This window comes from Streptomyces sp. NPDC048417, assembly GCF_040651615.1.
Classification (GTDB): domain Bacteria; phylum Actinomycetota; class Actinomycetes; order Streptomycetales; family Streptomycetaceae; genus Streptomyces.
Window position 1 is genome coordinate 56,656 of the sequence record NZ_JBEZKI010000006.1, and the last position, 24,818, is coordinate 81,473.

20 protein-coding genes are annotated in these 24,818 nt (G+C 71.5%); 5 read left to right on the top strand and 15 right to left on the bottom strand.

Annotated elements, in window-relative coordinates:
- Nucleotides 1–53: 53 nt before the first annotated feature.
- The 5 genes from rfbC to AB0D59_RS11330 all read right to left on the bottom strand — a co-directional run bounded on the left by rfbC (nt 54) and on the right by AB0D59_RS11330 (nt 5,266).
- Nucleotides 54–647, bottom strand: a complete 594-nt coding sequence (gene rfbC, locus AB0D59_RS11310; RefSeq protein WP_362563663.1) for a dTDP-4-dehydrorhamnose 3,5-epimerase — start codon at nt 645–647, stop codon at nt 54–56.
- A gap of 5 nt (nt 648–652) precedes the next feature.
- Nucleotides 653–2,677, bottom strand: a complete 2,025-nt coding sequence (locus AB0D59_RS11315) for a glycosyltransferase family A protein (protein ID WP_362563666.1) — start codon at nt 2,675–2,677, stop codon at nt 653–655.
- Nucleotides 2,678–2,826: 149 nt separating this feature from the next.
- Nucleotides 2,827–3,411: a hydrolase gene (locus tag AB0D59_RS11320; protein ID WP_362563669.1), complete on the bottom strand. Its 585-nt coding sequence runs from the start codon at nt 3,409–3,411 to the stop codon at nt 2,827–2,829.
- A gap of 8 nt (nt 3,412–3,419) precedes the next feature.
- A complete protein-coding gene (locus tag AB0D59_RS11325; RefSeq protein WP_362563671.1) occupies nt 3,420–4,832 on the bottom strand; it encodes an MFS transporter in 1,413 nt (470 codons plus the stop codon).
- Nucleotides 4,829–5,266: a MarR family transcriptional regulator gene (locus AB0D59_RS11330; protein WP_351696941.1), complete on the bottom strand. Its 438-nt coding sequence runs from the start codon at nt 5,264–5,266 to the stop codon at nt 4,829–4,831. Before AB0D59_RS11330 ends, AB0D59_RS11325 begins: the two co-directional genes overlap by 4 nt.
- A gap of 90 nt (nt 5,267–5,356) precedes the next feature.
- On the opposite strand from AB0D59_RS11330, the gene AB0D59_RS11335 reads away from it, so the two are divergent.
- The gene (locus AB0D59_RS11335) at nt 5,357–5,869 is read left to right on the top strand and encodes a metallophosphoesterase (RefSeq protein ID WP_362563674.1); all 513 of its coding nucleotides are present in this window, start codon (nt 5,357–5,359) and stop codon (nt 5,867–5,869) included.
- Between the two features lie 378 nt (nt 5,870–6,247).
- Here the strand turns inward: AB0D59_RS11335 and AB0D59_RS11340 are convergent, their stop codons facing one another.
- The 8 genes from AB0D59_RS11340 to AB0D59_RS11375 all read right to left on the bottom strand — a co-directional run bounded on the left by AB0D59_RS11340 (nt 6,248) and on the right by AB0D59_RS11375 (nt 15,456).
- Nucleotides 6,248–7,699, bottom strand: a complete 1,452-nt coding sequence (locus tag AB0D59_RS11340) for a DUF6351 family protein (protein WP_362563677.1) — start codon at nt 7,697–7,699, stop codon at nt 6,248–6,250.
- 95 nt (nt 7,700–7,794) lie between these two features.
- Nucleotides 7,795–8,475 (bottom strand): SRPBCC family protein, encoded by a 681-nt coding sequence (locus AB0D59_RS11345; protein ID WP_362563678.1) that lies wholly within the window; start codon nt 8,473–8,475, stop codon nt 7,795–7,797.
- A 19-nt stretch (nt 8,476–8,494) separates the two neighbouring features.
- Nucleotides 8,495–9,601, bottom strand: coding sequence for an XdhC family protein (locus AB0D59_RS11350; RefSeq protein WP_362563681.1), 1,107 nt, complete (start codon nt 9,599–9,601; stop codon nt 8,495–8,497).
- Nucleotides 9,594–10,754 (bottom strand): VWA domain-containing protein, encoded by a 1,161-nt coding sequence (locus AB0D59_RS11355; RefSeq protein ID WP_362563684.1) that lies wholly within the window; start codon nt 10,752–10,754, stop codon nt 9,594–9,596. The genes AB0D59_RS11350 and AB0D59_RS11355 overlap by 8 nt, the downstream gene beginning before the upstream one ends.
- Before the next feature lie 6 nt (nt 10,755–10,760).
- On the bottom strand, nt 10,761–11,618 hold the full coding sequence (locus AB0D59_RS11360; protein ID WP_362563686.1) for a MoxR family ATPase: 858 nt from the start codon (nt 11,616–11,618) through the stop codon (nt 10,761–10,763).
- Nucleotides 11,619–11,651: 33 nt separating this feature from the next.
- Complete coding sequence (locus AB0D59_RS11365) at nt 11,652–12,506, bottom strand: xanthine dehydrogenase family protein subunit M (RefSeq protein ID WP_362563689.1); 855 nt, start codon at nt 12,504–12,506, stop codon at nt 11,652–11,654.
- Nucleotides 12,503–14,977 (bottom strand): xanthine dehydrogenase family protein molybdopterin-binding subunit, encoded by a 2,475-nt coding sequence (locus AB0D59_RS11370; protein WP_362563692.1) that lies wholly within the window; start codon nt 14,975–14,977, stop codon nt 12,503–12,505. Before AB0D59_RS11370 ends, AB0D59_RS11365 begins: the two co-directional genes overlap by 4 nt.
- The gene (locus AB0D59_RS11375; RefSeq protein ID WP_362563694.1) at nt 14,974–15,456 is read right to left on the bottom strand and encodes a (2Fe-2S)-binding protein; all 483 of its coding nucleotides are present in this window, start codon (nt 15,454–15,456) and stop codon (nt 14,974–14,976) included. The genes AB0D59_RS11370 and AB0D59_RS11375 overlap by 4 nt, the downstream gene beginning before the upstream one ends.
- A gap of 284 nt (nt 15,457–15,740) precedes the next feature.
- Between AB0D59_RS11375 and AB0D59_RS11380 the strand changes: the two genes are divergently transcribed.
- From AB0D59_RS11380 to AB0D59_RS11395, 4 genes are all read left to right on the top strand, one after another.
- A complete protein-coding gene (locus AB0D59_RS11380) occupies nt 15,741–17,738 on the top strand; it encodes a translation factor GTPase family protein (RefSeq protein ID WP_362563697.1) in 1,998 nt (665 codons plus the stop codon).
- 83 nt (nt 17,739–17,821) lie between these two features.
- Entirely contained in the window at nt 17,822–19,678 is a 1,857-nt protein-coding gene (locus AB0D59_RS11385) for a cellulase family glycosylhydrolase (protein WP_362563700.1), read from the top strand.
- Between the two features lie 161 nt (nt 19,679–19,839).
- Complete coding sequence (locus AB0D59_RS11390; RefSeq protein ID WP_362563703.1) at nt 19,840–20,505, top strand: TetR/AcrR family transcriptional regulator; 666 nt, start codon at nt 19,840–19,842, stop codon at nt 20,503–20,505.
- Nucleotides 20,506–20,704: 199 nt separating this feature from the next.
- Entirely contained in the window at nt 20,705–22,684 is a 1,980-nt protein-coding gene (locus AB0D59_RS11395) for a ricin-type beta-trefoil lectin domain protein (RefSeq protein WP_362563706.1), read from the top strand.
- Between the two features lie 93 nt (nt 22,685–22,777).
- Here the strand turns inward: AB0D59_RS11395 and AB0D59_RS11400 are convergent, their stop codons facing one another.
- Nucleotides 22,778–23,113: a hypothetical protein gene (locus AB0D59_RS11400; protein ID WP_362563709.1), complete on the bottom strand. Its 336-nt coding sequence runs from the start codon at nt 23,111–23,113 to the stop codon at nt 22,778–22,780.
- Nucleotides 23,110–24,717: a cytochrome c oxidase subunit I gene (gene ctaD / locus AB0D59_RS11405; RefSeq protein ID WP_362563712.1), complete on the bottom strand. Its 1,608-nt coding sequence runs from the start codon at nt 24,715–24,717 to the stop codon at nt 23,110–23,112. Before ctaD ends, AB0D59_RS11400 begins: the two co-directional genes overlap by 4 nt.
- Nucleotides 24,718–24,818 lie beyond the last annotated feature (101 nt).

Sequence of the window (24,818 nt, forward strand, 5' to 3'; positions counted from 1 at the left end):
CGCCGCTCACCAGAGGGGGACCGAGTCACGGCTCGGTCCCCCTCGTGGCGTGTTCAGGCCCGCAACTGCTCGTAGTACGCCTGGCAGTCCGCGTACGTCGGCAGCAGCCCGGACGCCTCCGCCTCCGCCAGGGACGGCGCATCGGCGTCCTTCTCCGACAGCACCGGCTCGAGGCCCTCCGGCCACCCGATGCCCAGCGCGGCATCGAGCGGGTTGATGCCGTGCTCGCGGCCCGGCGCGTACCCGGCCGAGCACAGGTACACCACGGTGGCGTCGTCGGTCAGCGCCATGAACGCGTGGCCGAGGCCCTCCGCGAGGAACACCGCGTGCCGGTTCTCCTCGTCCAGCCGCACGGCCTCCCAGCGGCCGAACGTGGGGGAGCCGACCCGGATGTCCACGACGACGTCCAGCACGGCCCCGCGCACGCATTTGACGTACTTGGACTGGCTCGGCGGCACGTCGGCGAAGTGGATGCCGCGCAGCACGCCCCGCCGGGAGACCGAGCAGTTTGCCTGGGCGAGGTCGAGGTCGTAGCCCAGGGCCTCGCGGAACTCCGCGGCCCTGAACCACTCGTGGAAGCTGCCCCGGTCGTCGGGGAAGACCTTGGGCTCCTGGACCCAGGCGCCTTCGATGTCCAACGGTCGCACGGTTCCTACTTGCCTTCCTGTCGTGTGGGCCTCGTCGCCCTGCCCAGAGCCCTGCTCAGTGCCCGGCGCACCGGCACCGGAAGCCTGCGGGCCAGCTGACGGCCGACGCTCGGCTCCGGCTCGTAAACGGTCCCGGGCGCCGCGAACGGGGGTTTGTTCGGGGCCCTCCTGACCACCTTCAGGCCGCTGGCGGAGCCGCGGACGACGAGCGGCGGCGCGAAGAAGCGCGGCTCCGTGGCGTCCGCGATCAGGCACAGGGCGAGCCGCCAGGCGCCCTTCTGAAGCGAGCGCACCGGCAGCGGGGCGTCCAGCACTGCTGAGCCGTCCTCGGCGGGCGTCAGCATGGCGGGCACCGTCAGCACCTCGGTGGCGCGGTTGGGGCCGGTCAGCTGCACCGACGCCTTGACGTCGCCGGCGACGTGGAACGGCAGCACCGCGCCCAGCCGGTCACCGGTGACCGTGAAGTCCGCGGGCGTGAGCGCGCCGAAGCCGAGCCGCTTGGCGGCGAGGTCGACGTCCAGGGCGAAGGTGTCCTTCACCGTCCAGTACGGCAGCACCCGGTGGCCCCCGACGACACCTGGGAGCGGCATCGCGGGGAGGGGCTCCGCGGACACCGGGAACAGGCGGCACTCCCGGGTCCAGCCGCCGATGGTCAGCCGGGTGACCGCGTCCCACAGCCCGGACGGCAGCGGGGCGCCGCCGGCGGCGGTGGCCGGGTCCACGGTGGCGGTGGCCTTCACGACCAGGCGGACGCGGCCGGGTTCGCCCTCGACGGGGACGGTCTCGCGGGTGATCTCGATCGGCTGGAAGAACTGTGCGGAGGTCTCGCGCTCGCGCATCACCAGGTCGGCTTTGGCCTTGCCGAAGCGGGCGGTGACGCTGCGCTCAAGCCATGCGATGGCGTCGGCGGCGGTCTCCGGCGGGCCGTCGAGCGGGACGGCGGTGGTGTCGGCCGGGTAGGTCCTGGGCGCGCCGTCGGCGCTGTACTCGGCGCTGAAGCCGATCTTCAGGGCGCCGCCGTCCCAGGCGACGCTCTCCAGCGTCGCCGAGGGGGTGAAGGACGCCTCCCACTCGGCGACGGCCAGCACGTCCTCGTAGCGGCCGGCGCCGGCCAGCTCGGTGACCACCCGGTGGGCCGGCTCCAGCAGGGCGAACACGGAGGGGCCCATGCGCTCGGCGATCACCTTGTGGATCTCCTCGAAGAGCTCCCTGCGGTAGTCGTCCGGCAGTTTGAGGAACCGCTGGCCGCGCAGCCGCTCGCCCATCTCGTTGCGCAGCCAGCGGCGGAACATCCGGTCGCGCCTGGGGCCGGGCTCGGTGTAGCGCTCGACGACATCGAGAGCCTCACGGAGGTTCGCGAAGTAGCCCACCGGGTCGAAGCGCTGGAAGCCGGCGTTGGAGGCGTCGTCGCGCTTGATGTGGTAGTAGCAGACGTAGTCGCCGAGCACGGAGATGTTCGAAGCGCGCAGGTACGCCTCGGCGACGAAGACATGGTCCTCCAGCCGCCTGCGGCCCTCGGGGAAACGCAGCCCGATCCGGTCCAGGAAGGACCGGCGCAGCATCTTGTGCGGGGTCAGGCTGTCCATCAGCGGGGCGTTCTCGATGGTGGCCCGCGGGCGGTTGTGGCGGAACAGCTCCACCGGCACCGGGCGGCCCTTGCCCGCCATCTTGCCGATGATCAGGTCGGCCTCGTTCTCGACGCCGTAGTCGTACATCCGCTCCAGGGCTTCGTCGCCGAGGAAGTCGTCGTTGTCGACGAACATCACGAACTCGCCCTTGGAGGCGGCGATGCCGACGTTGCGGGGCTTGCCGGACCAGCCGGAGGGCTCCTGGTGGATGACGTGGACGTGCGGGTGCTCGGCGGCGAGCGCGTCGAGCCGGGCCGGGGTGCCGTCACTGGAGCCGTCGTTCACGAAGATCACTTCGTACTCGTCGCGCGGCAGCGACTGCCGCAGCACCGAGGCGATGCAGTCCTCGATATAGGGCCCAGGATTGTAGACAGGGACGACAACGCTGACCTTGACCGGCATCCGGTTTCCTAGCCCCCTGGATAAGCCGTCCGTATTCCTGGACGGCACGTACACGTGGCCGCATGCTAACCCGGTCCTGGCCTCGAATGTGTCTCACGCCTTGGTCAAGACCGGGTCGTGAAAGGTCAGCCGCACGTCAAAATGTCTGCTCAGCCGTGTGTCTTGGCGAGCAGCTCCAGGACCTCGGCCGTGCTGCCGGACTCGCCGAGCCGCGGGAAGATCCGCTCCACGCTGCCGCGGTGCGCCTCCGGGTCGGCGTCGGCCATGGCGTCCGTGGCGAGCGTCACGTGGTAGCCGTGGGCATAGGCGTCGCGGGCGGTGGACTCCACGCCGATGCTGGTGGCGATGCCGGTCAGGACGATCTGGGTGACGCCGCGGCGGCGCAGCTGGACGTCCAGGGCGGTGCCGTGGAAGGCGCTCCAGTTGTGCTTGGTGATGTGGATGTCGCCGTCGTGGCCGGAGAGTTCGTCGACGACGATGTCCCAGCCCTCCGGGAAGGCGAGACCGCGCGGCTGGCGCTCGGTGCGGCCCGGGACGGCGTCGGCGCCGTCGGCGGCGAAGGACACCCGGACCAGGACCACGGGCAGGTTCTGGGCGCGGAAGGCGTCGGCCAGCTCGACGCTGCGGGCCACGACCTCGGCTCCGGAGTACGGCTGGGTGGGCATGCCCACGATGCCCTGCTGGAGGTCGATGACGACGAGGGCGGTACGCGGGTCGAGGGTGCTCAAAGACATGGGGTGGATCAGGCCTTTCGGGGGGTTTGACGGGGTTGGGGGGTGAGCCGGGCCAGGGAACGGTCCGGCAGGGTGATCGCCAGCAGCAGTGCGGAGCCGACGAGCATGAACAGGGCCAGGCCGTGCAGCCCGCCCGTGTCGGCGCGGTGCGGGAAGAACGCCGCGGTGGCGGCGGAGGCACCCAGCGCGCCGAGGTACATGAAGGTGCGCAGCAGCCCGGCGGCGGATCCGATCTGCTCGGGGTCGGCCTGCCGGTAGAGCGCGTTCTGCGCGGCGAGGCCGAGGAGGCCCTGCGGTATGCCCAGCAGCACTCCGGTGGCGAGCAGCACCCAGACCGGGCTGTGGGCGTCGAACAGCAGCAGCGCCGCGCAGCCCGCGATCTGCAGCACGGAGCCGGTCAGCAGCTTGGCGCGGATCGCCTCGCGGCGGCCGGTGAGCGTGGCGACGACCAGCGCGGCGCCCGACAGCGGCAGCAGCACGAGTCCCGCGGTCGAGGCGCTGAGCCCGCGGCCCTCCTCCAGCCACTGCGTGTAGCCGTACAGGAAGGCGTAGGAGGTGACGTTGCCGAGGAACTGCCGTACGTAGGTGGCGATGAGCGGGCCGTTGCCGCCGAGGACGCGCAGGTCGACGAACGGGTCAGGGACGCGCAGTTCCCGGGCCGCGAAGGCGGTGGCCGCGAGAAGGGTCAGGGCCGGCAGGTACCAGCGCTCCGGCCGCGGGTCCATCAGGAAGAGCATCAGGGAGACCAGCAGGACGGCGAAGAGGGCCATGCCGGGAAGGTCCATGCGCTGGCGCCGTTCGGCGGGCTCGGCCTTCGGCAGCCACAGCACGCCCAGGACCAGACAGGCCGCCGAGAGCGGCACGTTCACGGTGAACACCAGGTGCCAGCCGCCGGCGCCGATCAGCAGCCCGCCCAGCGTCGGGCCGATCACGGCCACGGTCTGCGCGGACACGGCGAGCGCGGTGAGCACCCCGGCCGGGCTGTCCCGCCCGGTGCGTTCGGCCTCGCTCCGGGTCAGCCGCATCGCCGCCGGGAACGCCGCCGACGTGCCGAAGCCGAGCAGCACCCGGGAGGCGATCAGCATGCCCAGCGAGGGCGCCAGCGCGCCCATCAGTCCGGCGACGCCCACCAGGGCCGTGGCGGCGAGGTAGAGCCGGCGCGGCCCGTACATGTCCACCAGCCGCCCGATCACCGGCTGGCCCACGGCCGTCGCCAGGTAGAGCGCGGAGACCAGCCACACCGTCTCGGCGGGCGGGGCCCCGAAGGCGATGCCGATCGGCACCAGGGCCACGGCGATCATCGAGGAGTTGATCGGGTTCAGTACGGAACCCAGGATCATCGGCGCGATCAGCCGCCGGTCGAAGCCGTCGGGGGCGGGGCGGGTGTTCTGCGGGGCGCGTCCGGTGAGCTTCGGTATCACGGCCGCGAGAGCCGTTCCAGCAGTTCGAACGCGGTGAGCATGGTCTGGCGTTCCTCCTCGGTGTACCGCTCCTCGAAGGCGCGGGCCAGCCACTCGTCGCGCACCTGCCGGTTGCCCTCGACGCGGGCCTGCCCGGCCTCGGTGAGGGTGACCAGCTGGCGACGGCCGTCGGTGGGGTCGGGGCTGCGGCGGATCAGCCCCTGCTGGTCGAGGGCGGCCAGCGTGGTCGCCATCGACTGCGGCCGCACCCCCTCCGCGGAGGCCAGCGCGCTGGCCGTGGCGGCGCCGTGCTTGGAGACCAGGGTGAGCGCCGACTCCTGGGACGGAGTGAGGTCCGCGTCCTGGGCGACCTCCCGGATACGGCGGCGCAGTCTGCTGAACACCACGCGCAGGTCGCGCGCCGTGCGGGTCGCGGAGTCCGAGATCTGAACCATGCGGGCCACCCTAGGACCGGCAGGGAAAACTGTCCAGCTGGAACTGTTAAGTTCAAGCTGAAGATCCCGCGCGATCGTTAGGCTGGCCCCGTGCGCCTGCTCCTCACCTCCGACACGCACCTCCCGGTGCGCGCCAAGCGGCTCCCGGACCGGCTCCTCGCCGAACTCCCGCGCGCGGACGTCGTCGTCCACGCCGGCGACTGGGTCGACGAGGCCACCCTCGACCTGCTGGAGAGCCAGAGCCGCCGGCTGATCGCGGTGTACGGCAACAACGACGGCCCCGGCCTGCGCGCCCGGCTCCCCGAGGTCGCCTACGCCGACCTGGGCGGCCTGCGCTTCGGCGTGATCCACGAGACCGGTCCCGCCCAGGGCCGCGAGGCCCGCTGTGCCGCCCGCTTCCCGGACCTGGACGTCCTGGTCTTCGGGCACAGCCACATCCCCTGGGACACCACGGCCCCGGGCGGCCTGCGCCTCCTCAACCCCGGCTCGCCCACCGACCGCCGCCGCCAGCCGCACTGCACGTACCTCACCGCGACCGTCGCCGACGGCGCGTTGACGGAGGTGACCCTCCACCGGCTGCCGCCACGCCGGCCGGCGCCGTGACATCCGGCGCCTCGAACCGCGGCTCCGGGAGACCGGCGACGCCGACGCACGGGTGACCGCCGGGCGAGATCCCGCGATCTCGGCGGTGGGATCTTCTCCGTCGCCGACCCGGCCGAGGCCGTCGCGGGTGTCGAGCGCGCGGCCGGAACGAGGTGTACCTCGCCGAGGGCAGCGCCGAGATCGTCCACCAGGTCCTGCCCGAGGCGCGCGGCGCCGGGATGGCCGTCGAGGCGGTCCGCCGGCTCAGCCGCCGGGCCCTGGACGATCAGGGCCTGTACCGGCTGCGGCTGTGCCGGCCGGTCGCCCCACCCGGCCTCCTGTCCAAGGAGCAGACCGGTCCGAGGAGTACGCCGGTGCCGGAGGGCGACCCAGGACCCGTCAGGGTGCGATCCCGACCCCGTCGATCCTGCTCCACCGCTTCTCCTGCGCCGCCGTCATGGCGGGCCACCGCAGTCCGCCCGGCCGCGGGCGGACCCGGGAGGCGTAGGAGGCCGGGCGGAAGTCCGGGTCGTAGAAGCAGCCGGTGGCGTAGACCCGGTCGAACGCGGCGCACGATCCCGCGATCGTCCCGGGCGTCGGCTTCCAGCCCGTGCGCACCCAACCGTCCAGCGCCGCGATCGAGTTGGCGTACTCGGCGTCGCTGAGCGCACTGTGCTCGGACTCGTGGGTGAACGTCTGCACGAGGTAGTGGTCCCGGTGCGCGCCGCGCAGGGTGGCCCGGTACGCCGCCTCGTGCTCCACGAACGCCGTCGGATCGTCGATCGCGTGCATCGTGAGCACCGGGATCGACACCTTGCCGGTGAGATCGCTGTCGTAGGACAGGTCGCGTACCGCCGTCGGATCGGCGGTGAACCGCTCGACCCCGGCGTTGAGCGCCTTGTCGTCGTGCGACCCCGAGTAGCGGACGCCCCGGTTGGAGAACGGATTCCGGCCGCCGAGCCGGTCGCGCACGATGTCCCGGAACGTGAAGACCGCGAACCGCAGATGCGACTCCAGGGTGCGCTCGGGAACGCCGGTGACGGCGAGGATGTCGTCGAGGTTGCGCTGCTGGAGGGCGGTGCGTTCCTGTGGGGCCGAGGCGAAGCCGGTGCACTCCTGGAGCCGGGCGCGCAGTCCGGCCGTCGTCAGCGTCGAGTCCGCGCGCAGCCCCTGCCACAGCGGGTACTGGGGTTCGGTGGGCCGTGGCATGTTGTGGCAGTAGTACTGGTAGACGACGCGGAGGTCGACGCGGTAGTCGTAACCCCGGGACCCGCCGCCGAGGACACCGCTGGTGAGCAGCGCCCCGTCGTACGGTCCGCCCCGCCTGCCGTACACCTCGACGACCTTGGCGGCGACGTCTCCGCCCCAGGACTGGCCGTGCACATACGTCCGCCGCGGCTTCCCGAAGTTCTCGACGAACAGCCGGCGCACGTTCTCGGTGTCCTCGGCGGCCATGCGGGTGCCGTAGCCGCCCCTGCGGTAGGACGAACCCGCCCAGGCGTACCCCTCCTTCACCATCACCGACCAGCGGGCCAGGTCGTCGACGCTGCGCGCCGGGTCCGAGCCGGTGCCGAGGTCGGGGCCGCCGTGGGCGTGCACGACCAGGGAGCCGTTCCAGTGCTCGGGGACGGCGATGGCGTAGTAGGCGCCGTGGGCGTCCTGGCCGGTGTAACAGGTGGCCTTGCCGTCGAGTTCCGTCGGGCACGAGACGGCGGCCGGCGGTGCTGTCGCCGCCTGTGCGGGAGGGGCGCCGGCGAAGGCGGCGGTGAGGGCCGCCGCCAGCGAGGCGAGAAGTCCGGTACGCCGGGGGCTCGTCCGGCGGGTCCGTGCGGGTGTTCTCGACCTGTCCAAGGCGCGGCTACCTGTCCTCGTCGGCGCTCCTTCGCGCCGCCCGCGGCGATGCTAGGGAGCGGGCCGGGACCGGAACCATGGCTCGGGCGTTGTGTTCATAGTGTTCGACGGACGGGACACGTCATCGGTGTCCGACGCGCCTGCCGGCGCCGCCGGCGTCGCCGGCGCAGGCGCACCGCCGCCACCGTGAGCACGGCGATCACGGCAGCCGGCGCGGCGGCCCGTTTGGCCACCGGTACCCCGGCCGTACGCAGCAGGTCGAGCGGCTGTGCCGGTACGGCCTCCCCGACCTCCTCGCCCATCGGCTCCGGCTCCACGCCGGGGCCGGGCGGCCGTTCGGCCAGCCGTTCCGCCAGGCATGCCGCGAACTGCCCCACCAGCCGGTCGCCCACCTCCGACAGCACCCCGCGCCCGAACTGCGCCGGACGTCCCGTCACCGTCAGGTCGGTGTGCACCGACACCGCCGTACCGCCGGCGTGTTCGGTGAGCGTGCCGGTGACCGTGGCCCTGGCCGTGCCCTGCCCCCGGGTCTCCCGGCCGGCCGCCGCCAGCACCATCCGGTGAGCCGTCTCGTCCTGTTCCTCGAAGACCGCGGTGCCCCGGTAGGTCACGCCGACCGGGCCGACCTTGACCTTCACCGAGCCGGTGACGGTCCTGCCGTCGTAGTCCTCCACGACCGCGCCGGGCAGGCAGGGCGCTACCCGTTCGATGTCGAGGAGCGCGTGCCAGGCGTCCTCGACCGGGACGGGGACGGTGAACTCGTGGTGCAGTTCCATGACTCACTCCTCCTGGCGGTCAGTGCACGGCGGCCGTGTGGATGGCCCCGGTGGTCGTCGTCAGCGGCGCACCGCTGCCGCCCCAGCGCAGGGCGACGATCTCGGCGGCGACGGACACGGCGACCTCCTCGGGTGTACGGGCGCCCAGATCGAGGCCGAGCGGCGAGCGCAGCCGGGACAGCTCGGCCTCGGCGAGCCCGGCCTCGGACAGCCGGGCACGCCGCTCCTCGTGGGTCCTGCGGCTGCCCATCGCCCCGATGTAGGCGGCCGGCCGACGCAACGCCTCCTCCAGCAGCGGCACATCGAACTTCGGGTCGTGGGTGAGGACACAGATCACCGTGCGGTCGTCGGTCGCGGTGCCGCGCAGATAGCGGTGCGGCCAGTCCACGACCACCTCGACGGCGGCCGGGAACCGCTTGGGCGTGGCGAAGACCGGGCGGGCGTCGCAGACGGTGACCCGGTAGCCGAGGAAGTCACCGACGCGGGCCACCGCCGCCGCGTAGTCGATCGCGCCGAACACCAGCATCCGCGGCGGCGGCGCGAACGACTCCAGGAACACCGTCACCGCGTCCTCGCGGCGCTCCCCGTGCGGGCCGTAGTGCCGCAGGACCGAGGCGCCGAGCGCGAGTTCACCGCGTGCGTCCGCGGTGACCGCGACATCGAGGCCGGTCGCGCCGAGCGTGCCCGCCGCCCGGCCGGGCCAGACGGTGAGCGTGGCACCGCGCGGCGCCGGTCCGTCCACCACCGTGGCCACGGTCACCGGCTCGCCCGCGGCGACCGACGCGGCGACCGCCCCGAACGCCGGGTCCGACGCGGCGGTCACCGGCCGCACCAGTACGGTGATCTCACCGCCGCAGGTCAGCCCCACCGCGAACGCGTCCTCGTCGCTGTACCCGAAGGTCTGCAGCCGCGGCTCGCCGCTCGCCACGACCTCCTGTGCCAGGTCGAACACGGCACCCTCCACACAGCCCCCGGAGACGCTGCCCACCACCTCGCCGTCCGGCCCCACCGCCATGGCCGCGCCGGGCCCGCGCGGCGCGCTGCGGCTGATCTCGACCACGGTGGCCAGCCCGAACGGCATCCCGGCCGCGTGCCAGTCGGCCAGCGCCGGCAGAATCTCACGCACGATCCGCTCCTCTCGCCGCCCGCGCCCCGCGCACCACGGCCGCCAACTGCTCCAGCGCCGCCAGGCTGTGCCCCTCGACGAAGGCGTCGACGCTGGGCAGTGCCGCCGCCATCCCGGCCGCCAGCGGCGCGTAACCGGGCCGTGCCTTACGGGGGTTCGCCCACACCACCTGGTGGGCCAGGCCGTGCAGCCGGCGCATCTGCTGTCCGAGCAGCTCGGGATCGCCGCGCTCCCAGCCGTCCGAGAGCAGTACGACGATCGCGCCGCGTGCCATCCCGCGCTGCCCCCACCGGTTCAGGAACTCCCGCAGCAACTCGCCGAGCCGGGTGCCGCCGCGCCAGTCGGGCACCGCCGCCGCGACGGCCGCCATCGCCAGGTCGGGGTCCCGGTGCGAGAGTTCACGGGTCACCCGGGTCAGCCGGGTGCCGACGGTGAACACCTCCGTACGGCCTGCGCGCGCCGCCGCGTGCGCGAACCGCAGCAGCGCGTCGGCGTACGGCCCCATCGAACCGCTCACGTCGACGAGCAGCACCACCCGGCGGGGCCGCACCACGCGCGCGTGCCGCCGCAGCAGGGCGGGCTCTCCACCGCGCCGCAGCAACTCCCGTACCGTACGGCGCGGATCGACCTGCCCGCGCCGGGCGGGCCGCCGCCGCGCCGAGCGCCGGGTCTGCCCCTCCAGCGTGAACACGGTCAGCAGCCGCCGCAGTTGGGCCCGCTCGGCGGCGTCCAGTTCGGTGACGTCGCGGTGCCGCAGCACCTCGGCGGAGCTGGCGAGGGCGGCGGTCGGCGGCCCCGACGGCTCGCCCGCGTCGCCGGCCCGGGGAGCCGCGGCCGCCTCCCGGGCGACGAGCCGCAGCCGGGGCGGGGTTGCGGTGCGCACGGACTGTGCGGCGGGGGCGCCGGTGGGTCCGAAGTAGGCGGCGAACACCCGGTCGTAGCGCTCCAGGTCGTCGTGGCCGCCGCACAGTGTCGCCCGCCCCGCCCAGTACACGTCCGAGCGCATCTGTGGCCGCAGGGCGGCCACCGCGCGCAGGAACGCGTACCCGCGCTCTGCGCTCGCGTCCACGCCGGCCGCCCGCAACGCCCTCACGAAGCCGAGCAGTACGGCGTCCGCCGGCAGCCCGGCCGGTCTCGGTACCGTCGTGTCCATCCCACCTCACCTGCCCCGGGCCGCGAGGACCGCCGCGAGATCCAGCCCCCGTGCCCGTTCCGTGTCCTCCCGGTACTTCAGCACCGAACCCAGGGTCTGCACCGCCAGTTCCGTGTCCACCTCGCTCGCCCCCAGTGCGTCCAGCGCCTCCGCCCAGTCCAGCGTCTCGGCCACACCCGGCGGTTTGACCAGGTCGGCGCCGCGCAGCGCCTGCACCAGCGCCGTGACCTGCTCGGCCAGCCGCGCCGACACCCGCGGCAACCGGCGGCGCACGATGGCGAGTTCACGGGCGAAGGAGGGATGGTCGAACCAGTGGTACAGGCACCGCCGTTTCAACGCGTCGTGCACCTCCCGGGTCCGGTTCGAGGTCAGCACGACCACCGGTGGTTCCTCGGCCCGCAGCGTGCCGAGCTCGGGGATCGTCACGGAGTACTCGGACAGCAGCTCCAGCAGGAACGCCTCGAACTCGTCGTCGGCCCGGTCGATCTCGTCGACCAGCAGGACCGACGGACGCGTCTGCAGGGCCAGCAGCAGCGGCCGGGCGATCAGGAACCGCCGGTCGTACAGCTCGCTCTCCAGACGGTCCGCGTCGCTGACCCCGGCGGCCTCGGCGGCCCGCAGATGCAGCAGCTGCCGGGGGAAGTCCCAGTCGTACAGGGCCTGCGAGGCGTCGATGCCCTCATGGCACTGCAGCCGGATCAGCGGCGCGCCGAGCCCCTCGGCCAGGGCGGACGCGAGCGCGGTCTTGCCCACGCCCGCGTCGCCCTCGCAGAACAGCGGCCGGTGCAGCCTCAGTGCCAGGAAGCAGGTGACGGCCAGCCCTTCGTCGACGAGATACCCCGTCTCCTCCAGACAGGCCCGCACCTGCTCCGGGTCGTCCTTCCCGGTGATCGGCGCTCACCCCATTCCGCCGGCGGTCAGCACCGCCCGCCGGGTCAGCACCCGTGCGAGGTGCTCCCGGTACTCGGGCGAGGCCGACAGATCCTGTGCCGGGCGGGTGCTCTCGGCCGCGGCCGCGGCGGCCCGCGCCACGGCCTCCGGGCCGTCGGCGCCGGACAGCGCGGCCTCGGCCGCCGTGGCCCGCAGCGGCGTCGAGCCCATGTTGGTGAGTCCGACACGGGCCTCGGCGATGTGCCCGTCGTCGCGCCGGACCAGCGCGGCGACCGCGACGATGGCCCAGGACTGGGCGACCGCGTGGAACTTCTCGTAGTGGAAGCCCCAGCCGTCCGTCTTCGGGATGCGCACCTCCACCAGCAGTTCGTCGGGCGCCAGGGCCGACTGGAGGTAGTCCACGAAGAACTCCCGGGCCGGGACGGTGCGCCGCCCGCCCGGTCCGGCGACGACCAGTGCGGCGTCGAGGGCCAGGGCGACGGCGGGCAGGTCCCCGGCCGGGTCGGCGTGCGCCAGGGAGCCGCCGAGGGTACCGCGGTGCCGTACGGCGGGGTCGGCGACGGTCGCCGTCGCCTCCGCCAGCAGCCCGGCGTGCCGGCGCACCAGGGGATCGTGGACGACGTCGTGGTGCGTGGTGAGCGCGCCGATGGCGAGGGTGTCGCCGTCCTCGCGGACCCCGCGCAGCCCGGGGATCCGGCCGACGTCCACGACCAGCTCCGGGAAGGCGAGCCGCAGGCGCAGCAGCGGCAGCAGGCTCTGCCCGCCGGCCAGCACCTTCGCCTCCTCGCCCGCGTCGGCGAGCGCGCGTACCGCCTCGTCGACGCTGGTCGGGCGGGTGTACTCGAACGCGGGGGGAATCATGGGGAACCCTCCTCGTACTGGCCGAGGTCGCCGGACCGGGCGGCCTGCCCGGACTGACCGGACTGCGCCGGACCGGTCCCGCCGGCCTCCTCGCCCGCACCGCTGCGGCCGGCGCGGGCGGCCCGGAGGGCCTGCCACACCCGGTGCGGCGAGCACGGCATCCGTACGTCCGTCACGCCCAGCGGCCGCAGCGCGTCCACCACGGCGTTGACCACGGCGGGCGTCGACGCGATCGTCCCGGCCTCGCCGACTCCCTTGACCCCCATGGAGTTCGAGGCCGCCGGGGTCTCCGTCCGGTCGGTGACGAAGTCCGGCAGATCCGCCGCCGACGGCACCAGGTAGTCGGCCATGGTCCCGGAGACGAGGTTGCCGTCGTCGTCGTAGACGGCCTCCTCGTACAGCGCCTGCGCGATGCCCTGGGCGAGACCGCCGTGCACCTGGCCCTCGACGATCATCGGGTTGACGACCCGGCCGACGTCGTCGACGCAGACGTACGACCTGATCCGGGTCTGCCCGGTCTCCGTGTCGACCTCGACCGCGCACAGGTGGGTGCCGTGCGGGTAGGAGAAGTTCTCCGGGTCGACCACGGTCTCGGCGTTGATGGTCGGTTCGACGCCGTCGGGCAGGTCGTGCGAGGTGAACGTCTCGAAGGCGACCTCCTGGATGGTCTTGCGCGCCTCCGGGGAGCCCTTCACGGAGAACACGCCGTCGGTGAACTCCAGGTCCTGCTCGCTCGCCTCCAGCAGGTGGGCGGCGACCTTCCGGGCCTTGTCGACCACCTTCGCGGCCGCCCGGTGCACCGCCTCGCCGCCCACGGACAGCGACCGTGAGCCGTAGGTGTCCATGCCCTGCGGGGCCGACCTGGTGTCGCCGTGCACCACCTCGACGTCCTCGAACGGCACCCCGAGCACGTCGGCCGCGATCTGGCTCCAGCAGGTCTCGTGGCCCTGCCCGTGCGGGCTGGTGCCGGTGACGACCTCGACCTTGCCGGTGGGCAGCATCCGGATGCTCGCCGCCTCCCAGCCGCCGGCCGCGTACCGGAGGTCGCGCAGCACCCGGCTCGGGGCCAGCCCGCACATCTCGGTGTACGTCGACACCCCGATGCCGAGGCGCACCGGGTCGCCGCGCCCGGCGCGCTCACGCTGCTCGGCGCGCAGGCCGTCGTATCCGAACAGGGCGAGGGCCTTCTCGGTGGCGGCCTCGTAGTTGCCGCTGTCGTAGGTCAGCCCGGCGATCGAGGTGTACGGGAACTCCTCGTGCCGGATCCAGTTCCGGCGCCGCAACTCCACGGGATCCAGGCCCAGTTCGGCCGCCAGCTCGGTCATGATCCGCTCGATGGCGTAGGTCGCCTCGGGGCGTCCGGCACCGCGGTAGGCGTCGGTGGGGGTACGGGTGGTGAAGACGCCGGTGCAATGGAACTCGTAGGCGTCCATCTTGTAGATCGCCGGGTACATGAAGGCGCCGAGGATCGGGATGCCCGGGGTGACCAGCATCAGGTAGGCGCCCATGTCGGCGATCAGGTCCACCTTCAGGCCGAGCAGCCTGCCCGCACGGGTGGCGGCCACCTCGATGTCCTGGATCATGCCGCGGCCGTGGTGGGTGGCCAGGTAGCCCTCGGAGCGGGACTCGGTCCACTTGACCGGGCGGCCGAGCTTGCGCGCGATCGCGAGCGCCAGGGCCTCCTCGCCGTACACCTGGAGCTTGGAGCCGAAGCCGCCGCCCACGTCCGGCGCGATCACCCGGAGCTTCTGTTCGGGGATCCCGGTGACCACGGCCAGCATGATCCGCAGGATGTGCGGGATCTGGGTCGCCGAGTAGACCGTGTACTCGCCGGAGGCGGCGATCGGGGTGACGACGACCGCGCGCGGCTCCATGGCGTTGGGGATCAGCCGCTGCTGGTGGTAGCGGCGCTTGAGGACCACCTCGGCACGCTGCCGCACGGCGTCGTAGCTCTCGCCGGTGGCCAGCGGCCAGGTGTAGCAGCGGTTGGTGCCCTTGTCGGCGTGGACCAGCGGGGCGTCCTCCGCCAGCGCGGCCTCCAGGTCGAGGACCGGGGGCAGCGGGTCGTAGTCGACCTCGATCGCCTCCAGCGCGTCGGCCGCCGCGTACCGGTCGCGGGCGACGACCACGGCCACCGGGTCACCCGCGTAGCGCACCTCGTCGACGGCGATCGGCGGGTGGTCGGGGAGCACGATGTCCTCGGTCACCGGCCAGGCGCAGGGCAGCGAGCCCAGCCCCTCGGCGAGGTCGGCGCCGGCGAACGCGGCGATCACACCGGGGCGTTCGCGGGCGGGAGAGACGTCGACGCGGGTGAGGCGGGCGTGGGCCATCGGGCTGCGCAGGATGGCCAGGTGGAGCAGTCCGGCGACCTGGATGTTGTCGGTCCAGTTGGTCTGGCCGGTGATCAGCCGGGCGTCCTCCTTGCGCAGCCGGGCGCGGCCGACCTCGTGTTCGACGGTCTGACCGGTCATGCCGTGGCCTCCTCGGATACCGGTTGCCCGGCGGCGGCGAGCACCGCGCGGACGATGTTCTGGTAGCCGGTGCACCGGCACAGATTGCCCTCCAGTGCCTGGCGGACCTCGTCGGAGGTGGGGTGCGGGTTCTCGCTCAGCAGATCGCGGGCCGCCATGATCATCCCGGGGGTGCAGTAGCCGCACTGCAGCCCGTGCCGCTCGTGGAACGCGTGCTGAAGCGTCGTCCACTCCCCGTCCCTGGCCAGCCCCTGCACGGTGGTCACCGTGCCGCCGTCCGCCTGGACGGCCAGGACGGAGCAGCTCTTCACGGTGGCTCCGTCCAGGTCGACCGTGCAGGCGCCGCAGTTCGAGGTGTCGCAGCCGATCGGGGTGCCGGTCAGGCCGAGACGGTCGCGCAGGTAGTGGGCGAGCAGCAGACGGGGTTCCACCTCGTCCTCGTAGGGCGTGCCGTCCACGTTCACCTTGATGTGGGTCATGTGCCCTCCAGACCGCTCAGGCCGTGCGTCAGGAGCGAGGGAGAAAATGGCGCAAATGCCTCAGAAGGATGTGATGTAGATCACTCTATGACCGGGTCCTGGAGGCGGCGAGCGCTACGGCGGGGATTTGGTTGAGCGTTAATCCATTGCCGTCGGGTGCGGCGCCCTGCTGCACTTCCCTCTGACCTGATGACCCGACGGCTCGCCGAGAGGACCACCGATGCGCACTGCGTGCATGTCCGCCCAGGAAGGAATCCCACCCATGCCGAAGGACATCACACCCAGTGCATCTGCTCAATCTCGGAATTCTCGCGCATGTCGACGCGGGTAAGACCAGTCTGACCGAACGGCTGCTGCACGCGGCCGGGGTCATCGACGAGGTCGGCAGTGTCGACGACGGCAGCACCCGGACCGACACCCTCGCCCTGGAGCGGCAGCGCGGTATCACCATCAAGTCCGCGGTCGTGTCGTTCCCCCTCGACGGGGTGACCGTCAACCTCATCGACACACCGGGCCACCCGGACTTCATCGCCGAGGTGGAACGCGTCCTCGGGGTGCTGGACGGCGCAGTCCTGGTCGTCTCGGCCGTGGAGGGCGTCCAGGCGCAGACCCGCGTGCTGATGCGGACCCTGCGGCGGCTGCGCATCCCCACGCTGATCTTCGTCAACAAGATCGACCGGCGCGGCGCCCGGCACGAGGCCGTACTCGCCCAGCTCGCCCGCAGGCTCGCCGTCCCGCTCGTCCCGATGGGGCGGCCGGTCGCTCTCGGCACCCGCGCCGCCCGCTTCGAGCCCGGCCTCGGCCCGGGTGCGGCGGATGTGCTCGCCGACCACGACGACGCGCTGCTCGCCGCCTACCTGGACGGCGAGGTCCCCGACGGCCGGCTGCTCGCCGCGCTCGCCGACCAGACCCGGCGGACCCTGGTCCACCCGGTCTACTTCGGCTCCGCCGTCACGGGATCCGGGGTACCCGACCTGATCGCGGGCGTCGAACGGCTGCTCCCCGCCGCCGACGGCGACCCGGCCGGACCGCTGTCGGCCTCGGTCTTCAAGGTCGAACGCGGCCCGGCGGGCGAGAAGATCGCCTATGCGCGCATCTTCTCCGGCGTCCTGCGGGTCCGCGACCGGATCCCCTTCGGGGACGGCGCCCGTGAGGCGACGGAGAGCCAGGGGGTGCCCGAGGGGCGGGTCACCGCGCTGAGCGTTGCCGAGCGGGGTGTGGAGCTGCGGCAGGACAGCGCCGGTGCCGGGCGCATCGTCAAGGTGTGGGGGCTCGGAGGCATCCGCATCGGCGATGCGCTCGGCGTGCCCGGACGGGGGTACGAGCACCACTTCGCGCCCCCGACCCTGGAGACCGTCGTCGCCCCCGGACCGGCCACCGACCGCCGCGCCCTGCACATCGCGCTGACCCAGCTCGCCGAGCAGGACCCGCTGATCGACGTCCGGCACGACGAGGTGCGGCAGGAGACCTCCGTCTCCCTCTACGGCGAGGTGCAGAAGGAGGTCGTCCAGGCGACCCTCGCCGACGAGTACGGCCTCGACGTCACCTTCCGGGAGACGACCACCATCTGCGTCGAACGCGTCACCGGCATCGGAGCCGCCGTCGAGTTCAACAAGAAGGACGGCAACCCCTTCCTGGCGACGGTCGGCCTGCGGGTGGAGCCGGCCCCGCCCGGTACCGGCTTCGGCTTCCGACTGGAGGTGGAGCTCGGCTCGATGCCGTACGCCTTCTTCAAGGCCGTCGAGGACACCGTGCGCGAAACCCTCGGGCAGGGGCTGCACGGCTGGCGGATCCCCGACTGCACGGTCACCATGACCCACTCCGGTTACTCGCCCCGGCAGAGCCATGCCCACCAGGGTTTCGACAAGAGCATGTCGAGCACCGGCGCCGACTTCCGCGGACTGACCCCGCTGGTGCTGACCGAGGCGCTGCGGCGGGCCGGTACCCGGGTGCACGAGCCGATGCACCGGTTCCGGCTGGAGGCCCCGGCGGACACCCTGGGCGCGCTGCTGCCGGTGCTCACCCGGCTCGGCGCGCTGCCCCGGCAGACCGGGACGCAGGGGTCGCTCTGCCTTCTGGAGGGTGCGGTGCCCGCCGGCCGGGTGCACCGGCTGGAGCAGCTGCTGCCGGGGCTGACCCGGGGCGAGGGCGAGCTGGAGAGCGCGTTCGACCACTACGCGCCCGCCTCGCACGGAACGGTCCCCGAACGCGCACGGACCGATCACAATCCGCTCAGCCGGAAGGAGTACCTGTTGAACGTGACGGGTCGGGTCAGCGGTTGAGCCACAAGTGCCGGGCAGGTATTCAACTTACTCATGAGTCAGAAGTATTGACGGTGTCCGGAAACCACCAGACTGTAGTGGACATGACTACTATCCGGGCGCGTTTGATCGTTGTCCTGGTTGTCCTCTGTGGATTCCTCGCGGTGGCGGGCGCCCCGTCCGCCACCGCGGCCACCCCGTCCGACTCCCTATGGTTCGACGGCACCTCGCTCACCGTGCAGAACGGCCGTTTCGTCGACGGCCAGGGCCGTGAGGTGGTGCTGCGCGGCTACAACGTCTCCGGCGAGACCAAGCTGGAGGAGAACAGCGGCCTGCCGTTCGCCTCCGTCGCCGACGCGAAGAAGTCCGCCACCGCACTGCGTGCCCTCGGCGGCGGCAACGCCGTGCGCTTCCTGCTCTCCTGGGCGCACGCCGAACCCGCCAAAGGCCAGGTGGACACTGCCTACCTGGCCGCCGTCACCGCGCAGATGCAGGCGTTCCTCGACGCCGGCATCCGCGTCTTCCCCGACTTCCACCAGGACCTGTACTCCCGCTACCTGTTCAACTCGGGCAGCTGGTACACGGGCGACGGCGCCCCCGAGTGGGCCGTGGCGCTGGGCGACTACCCGGCCGAGTCCTGTGGCATCTGCCTGTTCTGGGGCCAGAACATCACCCAGAACGCGGCCGTCCAGGAGGGCCAGTACGACTTCTGGCACAACAACTACGGCCTCCAGGACGCGTTCCTGGCCACCGCCCAGACCACCATGACCTACCTGGCCCAGCATCTGACGTCCGACCAGTTCGCCGGCGTCGTCGGTTTCGACCCCTACAACGAGCCGTACGCCGGCTCCTACGACTCCGGCCAGACCTCCCGCACCTGGGAGCAGAACCTGCTGTGGCCCTTCTACCAGAAGTTCCGGGCCCGGATGGACGCGGCCGGCTGGAGCGCCAAGCCCGCCCTGGTCGAGCCCAACCTCTTCTGGAACGCCAACATCGACACCCAGAAACAGGAGGGCGGCCTGCTGGACGCGGGCACGCTCGGCTCCCGCTATGTGTTCAACACCCACTTCTACGATCAGAAGGCGATCTCCGGCATCCTGATGTGGGGCAACGCCTCCGACGGGCAGTACAAGACCGACTTCGGCACCGTCCGTGACCGCGCCTCGGCCGCCGGAACCACGGCGATCGTCAGCGAGTTCGGGCATCCGCTGTCGGGTACGACCGCGGGCAAGGCGCCGACCGTCGACAAGGCCATGTACCAGGCCCTCGACTCCCGCCTGGCCGGGTCCACCTGGTGGTCCACCCCGGCGTCCTCCGGCCCGGTGCTCTCCGGCACCCAGTGGCAGTGGGACATCTACAACGGCCGCCATCACGAGGTGATGAACGACAACCCCGACAAGGTCCTCACCTCCGGTGACGCCTGGAACGACGAGGATCTCTCGGCCGTCGCCATGACCGACTCCGGCACGGTGACCCTCCGTCAGGACGCCAGGCTCCTCGACCGGATCTACCCGGGCGCCACCTCCGGCTCCACCCTCGCCTTCACCTACGAGGACCGCTCCCGGGACGGCTCCACCACCCTGACCTGGAACCCGGTGCCCAGTTCGCTGCCGAACGTGGCCGCGCTGGTCGGCTCCGGCCAGTACGCCGTCCAGGTCTGGCGCTCCGGCAGTGCCACCGCGCCCACCGAACTCCACCTCCCGGCGTCCTTCTCGACGGCGTCCACCACGGTCGTCTCCGACCTGGGAACCGTCTACGCACCCCCGTCGTACACGTCCTCGACTCCGGTCGGCGTGGCGGCCGAACCGGGTGGCACGGGCAGCCGCCGACTGCTGCTCAGCGACTCGGACTCCGGCGTACTGCACTTCGCGCTGGTGACGAACGGGGCGACCTCGCCCGGTTCCACCCTGCTGAACGCGGCCAAGTCCGAGCTGGCCGCCTGGGTGGCGGCGAAGTTCTGAGTCATGCCCAGGCCTCCGGGTGCGATGCGGGCCCGGAGGCCTCAGGTGCGACACAGCCGCGTTCACGGAGGGCTTACCGGAAAGCAAGAAGGGGGCGGTTCGCCGAACAAGAGGCGTACACGACAAAATTGGTCATCGGGCGGATGACAGAGGGGGCAATCTTGCCGGGCAGGCTCAAGGCACCGACGGGACGCTACGGCGGCCGGTCCGCCGAGGAACGCAAGGCCGAGCGGCGTCGGCGCTTCCTGGACGCGGCGCTCCAGCTCTTCGGCGACGCACCGGGATACCGCGCCACGACCGTCGCCGCGCTCAGCCAGGCGGCCGGCCTGTCGACCCGGCAGTTCTACGAGGAGTTCCACGCGCTGGAGGACGTGCTCGCCGCGCTGCACCTGGAGGTCAACGGGTGGGCCGAGGCGGCGGTGCGGGACGCGTTCCCGGAGGCGAAGCCGCGGCCGCTGGTGGAGCGGGTGACGGTGCTCTTCCGGGCGTACGCCCGTGACGTCACCTCGGACCCGCGCCGTATCCGGGTCGCCTTCGTCGAGATCATCGGCGTCAGTCCGCGGCTGGAGGAGCAGCGCCTCGCACGGCGGGCGCGGTGGGTGGAGCTGATATGCGGCGAGGCGAACGCGGCGGTGGCGCGCGGTGATGCGGCGCCGCGGGACTACCGGCTGGCGGCGACGGCCTTCATCGGCAGCGTGAACGGGTTGCTGCACGACTGGAGTGCCGGGTGGGTGGACGCGACGCTGGATGACGTTGTGGAGGAACTGGTGCGGTTGCTGGTGGGGATGTTGCGGCCGGAGGACTGGACGTCCGGCGGCGCCCGGTAGCCGGTCGAGGGCGGGTGCGCGCGCGGTCGACATGAGGTGAACGGCCCGTGGCGCACGGCGAGTTCACCCCTGTCACATCCGTTGACTTCACCCTCCACCGGCTCTACGGTCGGCGCGACATGTTCGGAAGGTCGATCTCTGTCCGTGATTTCGAACATGACGGAGTCGTAGACCCTCGTGCACCCCCGTGAGGAGCCGCATGTATCCCCCGCCCCGTTCGACCGGCAGCGGTCTCGTACGTCACCTGTGGGCCACCGCCGTACGCGCCCTCGCCCTGGCCCTGACGGCTGCCGCCGCGCTCCTCTTCGCCGCCCCCGGACCGGCCCAGGCGGCGACGACCCGGCAGATCTCCGTGCCCACCGCCCCGATGGGCTGGGCCTCCTGGAACAGCTTCGCCGCGAAGATCGACTACGACGTCATCAAGCAGCAGGTCGACGCGTTCGTCGCGGCCGGACTGCCGGCCGCCGGATACCAGTACATCAACATCGACGAGGGCTGGTGGCAGGGCACCCGGGACAGCGCCGGCAACATCACCGTCGACACCGGTGAGTGGCCCGGCGGGATGAGCGCCATCGCCGACTACATCCACAGCAAGGGCCTGAAGGCCGGCATCTACACCGACGCGGGCTACAACGGCTGCGGCTACTACTACCCGACCGGCCGCCCCGCCGCCGCGAACACCGGCAGCGAGGGCCACTACGACCAGGACATGCTCCAGTTCTCCGAGTGGGGCTTCGACTTCGTGAAGGTCGACTGGTGCGGTGGCGACGCCGAGGGCCTGGACGCGGCGACCGCCTACAAGTCGCTGAGCTCGGCGGTCACCAAGGCCACCGCCGCCACCGGCCGCCCGCTCACCCTGTCGATCTGCAACTGGGGCTACCAGAACCCGTGGAACTGGGCACCGGGCGTCGGCACCATGTGGCGGACCAGCACCGACATCTACTACTACGGCGGCACGGCGTCGCAGGCGAGCGTGCTGTCCAACTTCGACCAGACGCTGCACCCGGCGGCCCAGCACACCGGCTACTACAACGACCCCGACATGCTGACGGTCGGCATGACCGGCCTCACGGCGGCCCAGAACCGCACCCACATGGCCCTCTGGGCGATCTCCGGCGCCCCGCTGCTGGCCGGCAACGACCTCACCACGATGACCAGTGAGACGGCCGCCATCCTCAAGAACTCCGACGTCGTCGCCGTCGACCAGGACCCGCGCGGCCTGCAGGGCGTCAAGGTCGCCGAGGACACCACCGGCCTCCAGGTCTACGGCAAGGTCCTCTCCGGCACCGGCAACCGGGCGGTCGTGCTGCTCAACCGCACCTCGTCCGCCGCGAACATCACCGCCCGCTGGTCCGACCTCGGCCTGACCGGCGCCTCCGCGACGGTCCGCGACCTGTGGGCGCAGTCGAACCTCGGTTCGTACGCCACGAGTTACACGGCCAGCGTCCCGGCCGGCGGCTCGGTGATGCTGAAGGTGAGCGGCGGCACCGAGGCGTCGAGTACGAGTTACAGCGCGTCCTCCACCGGCAAGTACACCGGCGTCAGCGCCGCGAGCACCGGCCTGGACGTGGCCGACGTCGCCTACACCAACACCGGCTCCACCGCCGTCACCGGCACCCTCCAGGTCAACGGCCAGACCGCCACCACGGTCTCCTTCCCGCCGACCGGGTCCTCGCAGGGCACCGTGTCCGTGCAGGTCGACCTGAGCAAGGGATCGAGCAACTCGCTGACCTTCACCGGGAGTTCGCTTCCGACACTCGGTTCGATCGCGGTGAGCCCGATCCCCGGAACCAACGGCACGCTCCTCGTGGGCAAGGCGTCCAGCCGCTGTGCCGACGTCTACAACAACACCATCACCAACGGCACCCAGGCCGAGATCTGGGACTGCAACGGCGGCCAGAACCAGGCCTGGACGTACACCTCCCGCAAGGAGCTGGTGGTGTACGGCAACAAGTGCCTGGACGCGTACAACCAGGGCACCACCAACGGCACCAAGGTCGTGATCTGGGACTGCAACGGGCAGAACAACCAGAAGTGGAACGTCAACTCGGACGGGACGATCACGAACGTCAACGCCGGGTTGTGCCTGGACGCGTACAACGCGGCGACCAGTAACGGGACGTCGCTGGTGCTGTGGGCCTGCACTGGGGGGACCAACCAGCAGTGGAGCCAGAGTTGAGCCGGTAGTTCGTCGGGCGCGGGTGGACTGTGGCTGGTCGCGCACACGCGGCGGTAGCCGCATGTCAGACACAGCCCCGCGCCCCTTCGGGCGCTATGCGGACAGCGTCAGCAGAGTTGTCGCCGTCAGCAGGGCGCAGGTCAGCAGGAAGCAGGCCAGGAGGCGTTGGCGCAGGGACTGATATCTCGTCTCGTACTCACGCCTCAGCTGCTCGCCGCGTTCTGTCGTGCGGAGCCAGGACGATCGCGTCAGTTCCAGGTACTCGGTCTCGTAATGTCGCTCAAGGTCGGCCCGTTGGGTATCCGTGAGCCAGCCGACGCGGTCTGCGAGCCGTGCCGCCGCCCTCCGGCCCTCTTCGCGAGTCGCCGCCAGCAGCAGGTGCCCCTCGATCTGGCCGATCAGCGCCCGTTCCTCCTCCCGCGCGGTCATCGCGTGCTCAACTCCCTTTCCTTCAGCGGCTCCCCGGGATGATGCAGGTCGAACGCCGGTGACTCGCTCCGTATCTGGGGGAGTGACACGAAGTTGTGGCGCGGGGGAGGGCACGACGTCGCCCACTCCAGGGAACGCCCGTACCCCCACGGGTCGTCCACCTCGACCTTCTCGCCGTACTTCGCCGTCTTCCACACGTTGTAGAAGAACGGGAGCAGTGACGAGCCCAGCAGGAACGAGAAGATCGTCGAGACCGTGTTGAGTGTGGCGAAGCCCTCCACCCCCAGGTAGTCGGGGATCCGGCGCTGCATGCCCTCCGCGCCCAGCCAGTGCTGGACCAGGAACGTGCCGTGGAAGCCGATGAACAGCGTCCAGAAGGTGATCTTGCCGAGTCGCTCGTCGAGCATCTTGCCGGTGAACTTGGGCCACCAGAAGTGGAAGCCGGCGAACATCGCGAAGACGACCGTGCCGAAGACCACGTAGTGGAAGTGGGCCACCACGAAGTACGTGTCGGAGACATGGAAGTCGATCGGGGGCGACGCGAGCATCACGCCGGTCAGACCGCCGAAGACGAACGTCACCAGGAATCCCAGTGTCCACAACATGGGCGTCTCGAACGACAGCGAGCCCTGCCACATCGTGCCGATCCAGTTGAAGAACTTCACTCCGGTCGGGACCGCGATGAGGAAGGTCATGAAGGAGAAGAAGGGGAGGAGCACCCCGCCGGTGACGTACATGTGGTGCGCCCACACGGTCACCGACAGGCCGGCGATCGCGATGGTCGCGGCCACCAGGCCCAGGTAGCCGAACATCGGCTTGCGGGAGAAGACCGGGATGACCTCGGAGATGATGCCGAAGAACGGCAGGGCGATGATGTACACCTCTGGATGGCCGAAGAACCAGAAGAGGTGTTGCCAGAGCAGGGCTCCGCCGTTGGCCGCGTCGAAGACATGTGCCCCGAATTTCCGATCCGCCTCCAGCGCGAACAGGGCCGCTGCCAGGACCGGGAAGGCGAGCAGGACCAGGACGGCGGTCAGCAGCACGTTCCACACGAAGATCGGCATCCGGAACATGGTCATGCCGGGGGCGCGCATGCAGATGATCGTGGTGATGAAGTTGACCGCGCCGAGGATGGTGCCGAAGCCGGAGAAGGCCAGACCCATGATCCACATGTCGGCGCCGACGCCCGGCGTGCGCACCGCGTCCGACAGCGGGGCGTAGGCGAACCAGCCGAAGTCGGCCGCGCCCTGCGGGGTGAGGAAACCGCCCACCGCGATCGTCGAGCCGAGCAGATAGAGCCAGTAGGCCAGCATGTTCAGGCGCGGGAAGGCGACGTCGGGCGCACCGATCTGAAGCGGCATGATCCAGTTCGCGAAGCCCGCGAACAACGGGGTCGCGAACATCAGCAGCATGATCGTTCCGTGCATCGTGAACGCCTGGTTGAACTGCTCGTTCGACATGATCTGCAGACCTGGCCGGGCCAGTTCGGCGCGCATGAACAGGGCCATCACGCCACCGACGCAGAAGAACGAGAACGCTGTGACCAGGTACAGCGTGCCGATCGTCTTGTGATCCGTGGTCGTGAGCCACTTGAGGTTCCTCATGCCCCGCCTGTGTCCGGGCCGGGCGAGCCGGTCACACTTCACTGGTGCGACGAGCGTCACCGAGAAGGGTGTGACGATCGGGAAGGTGCCGGACAAGAACC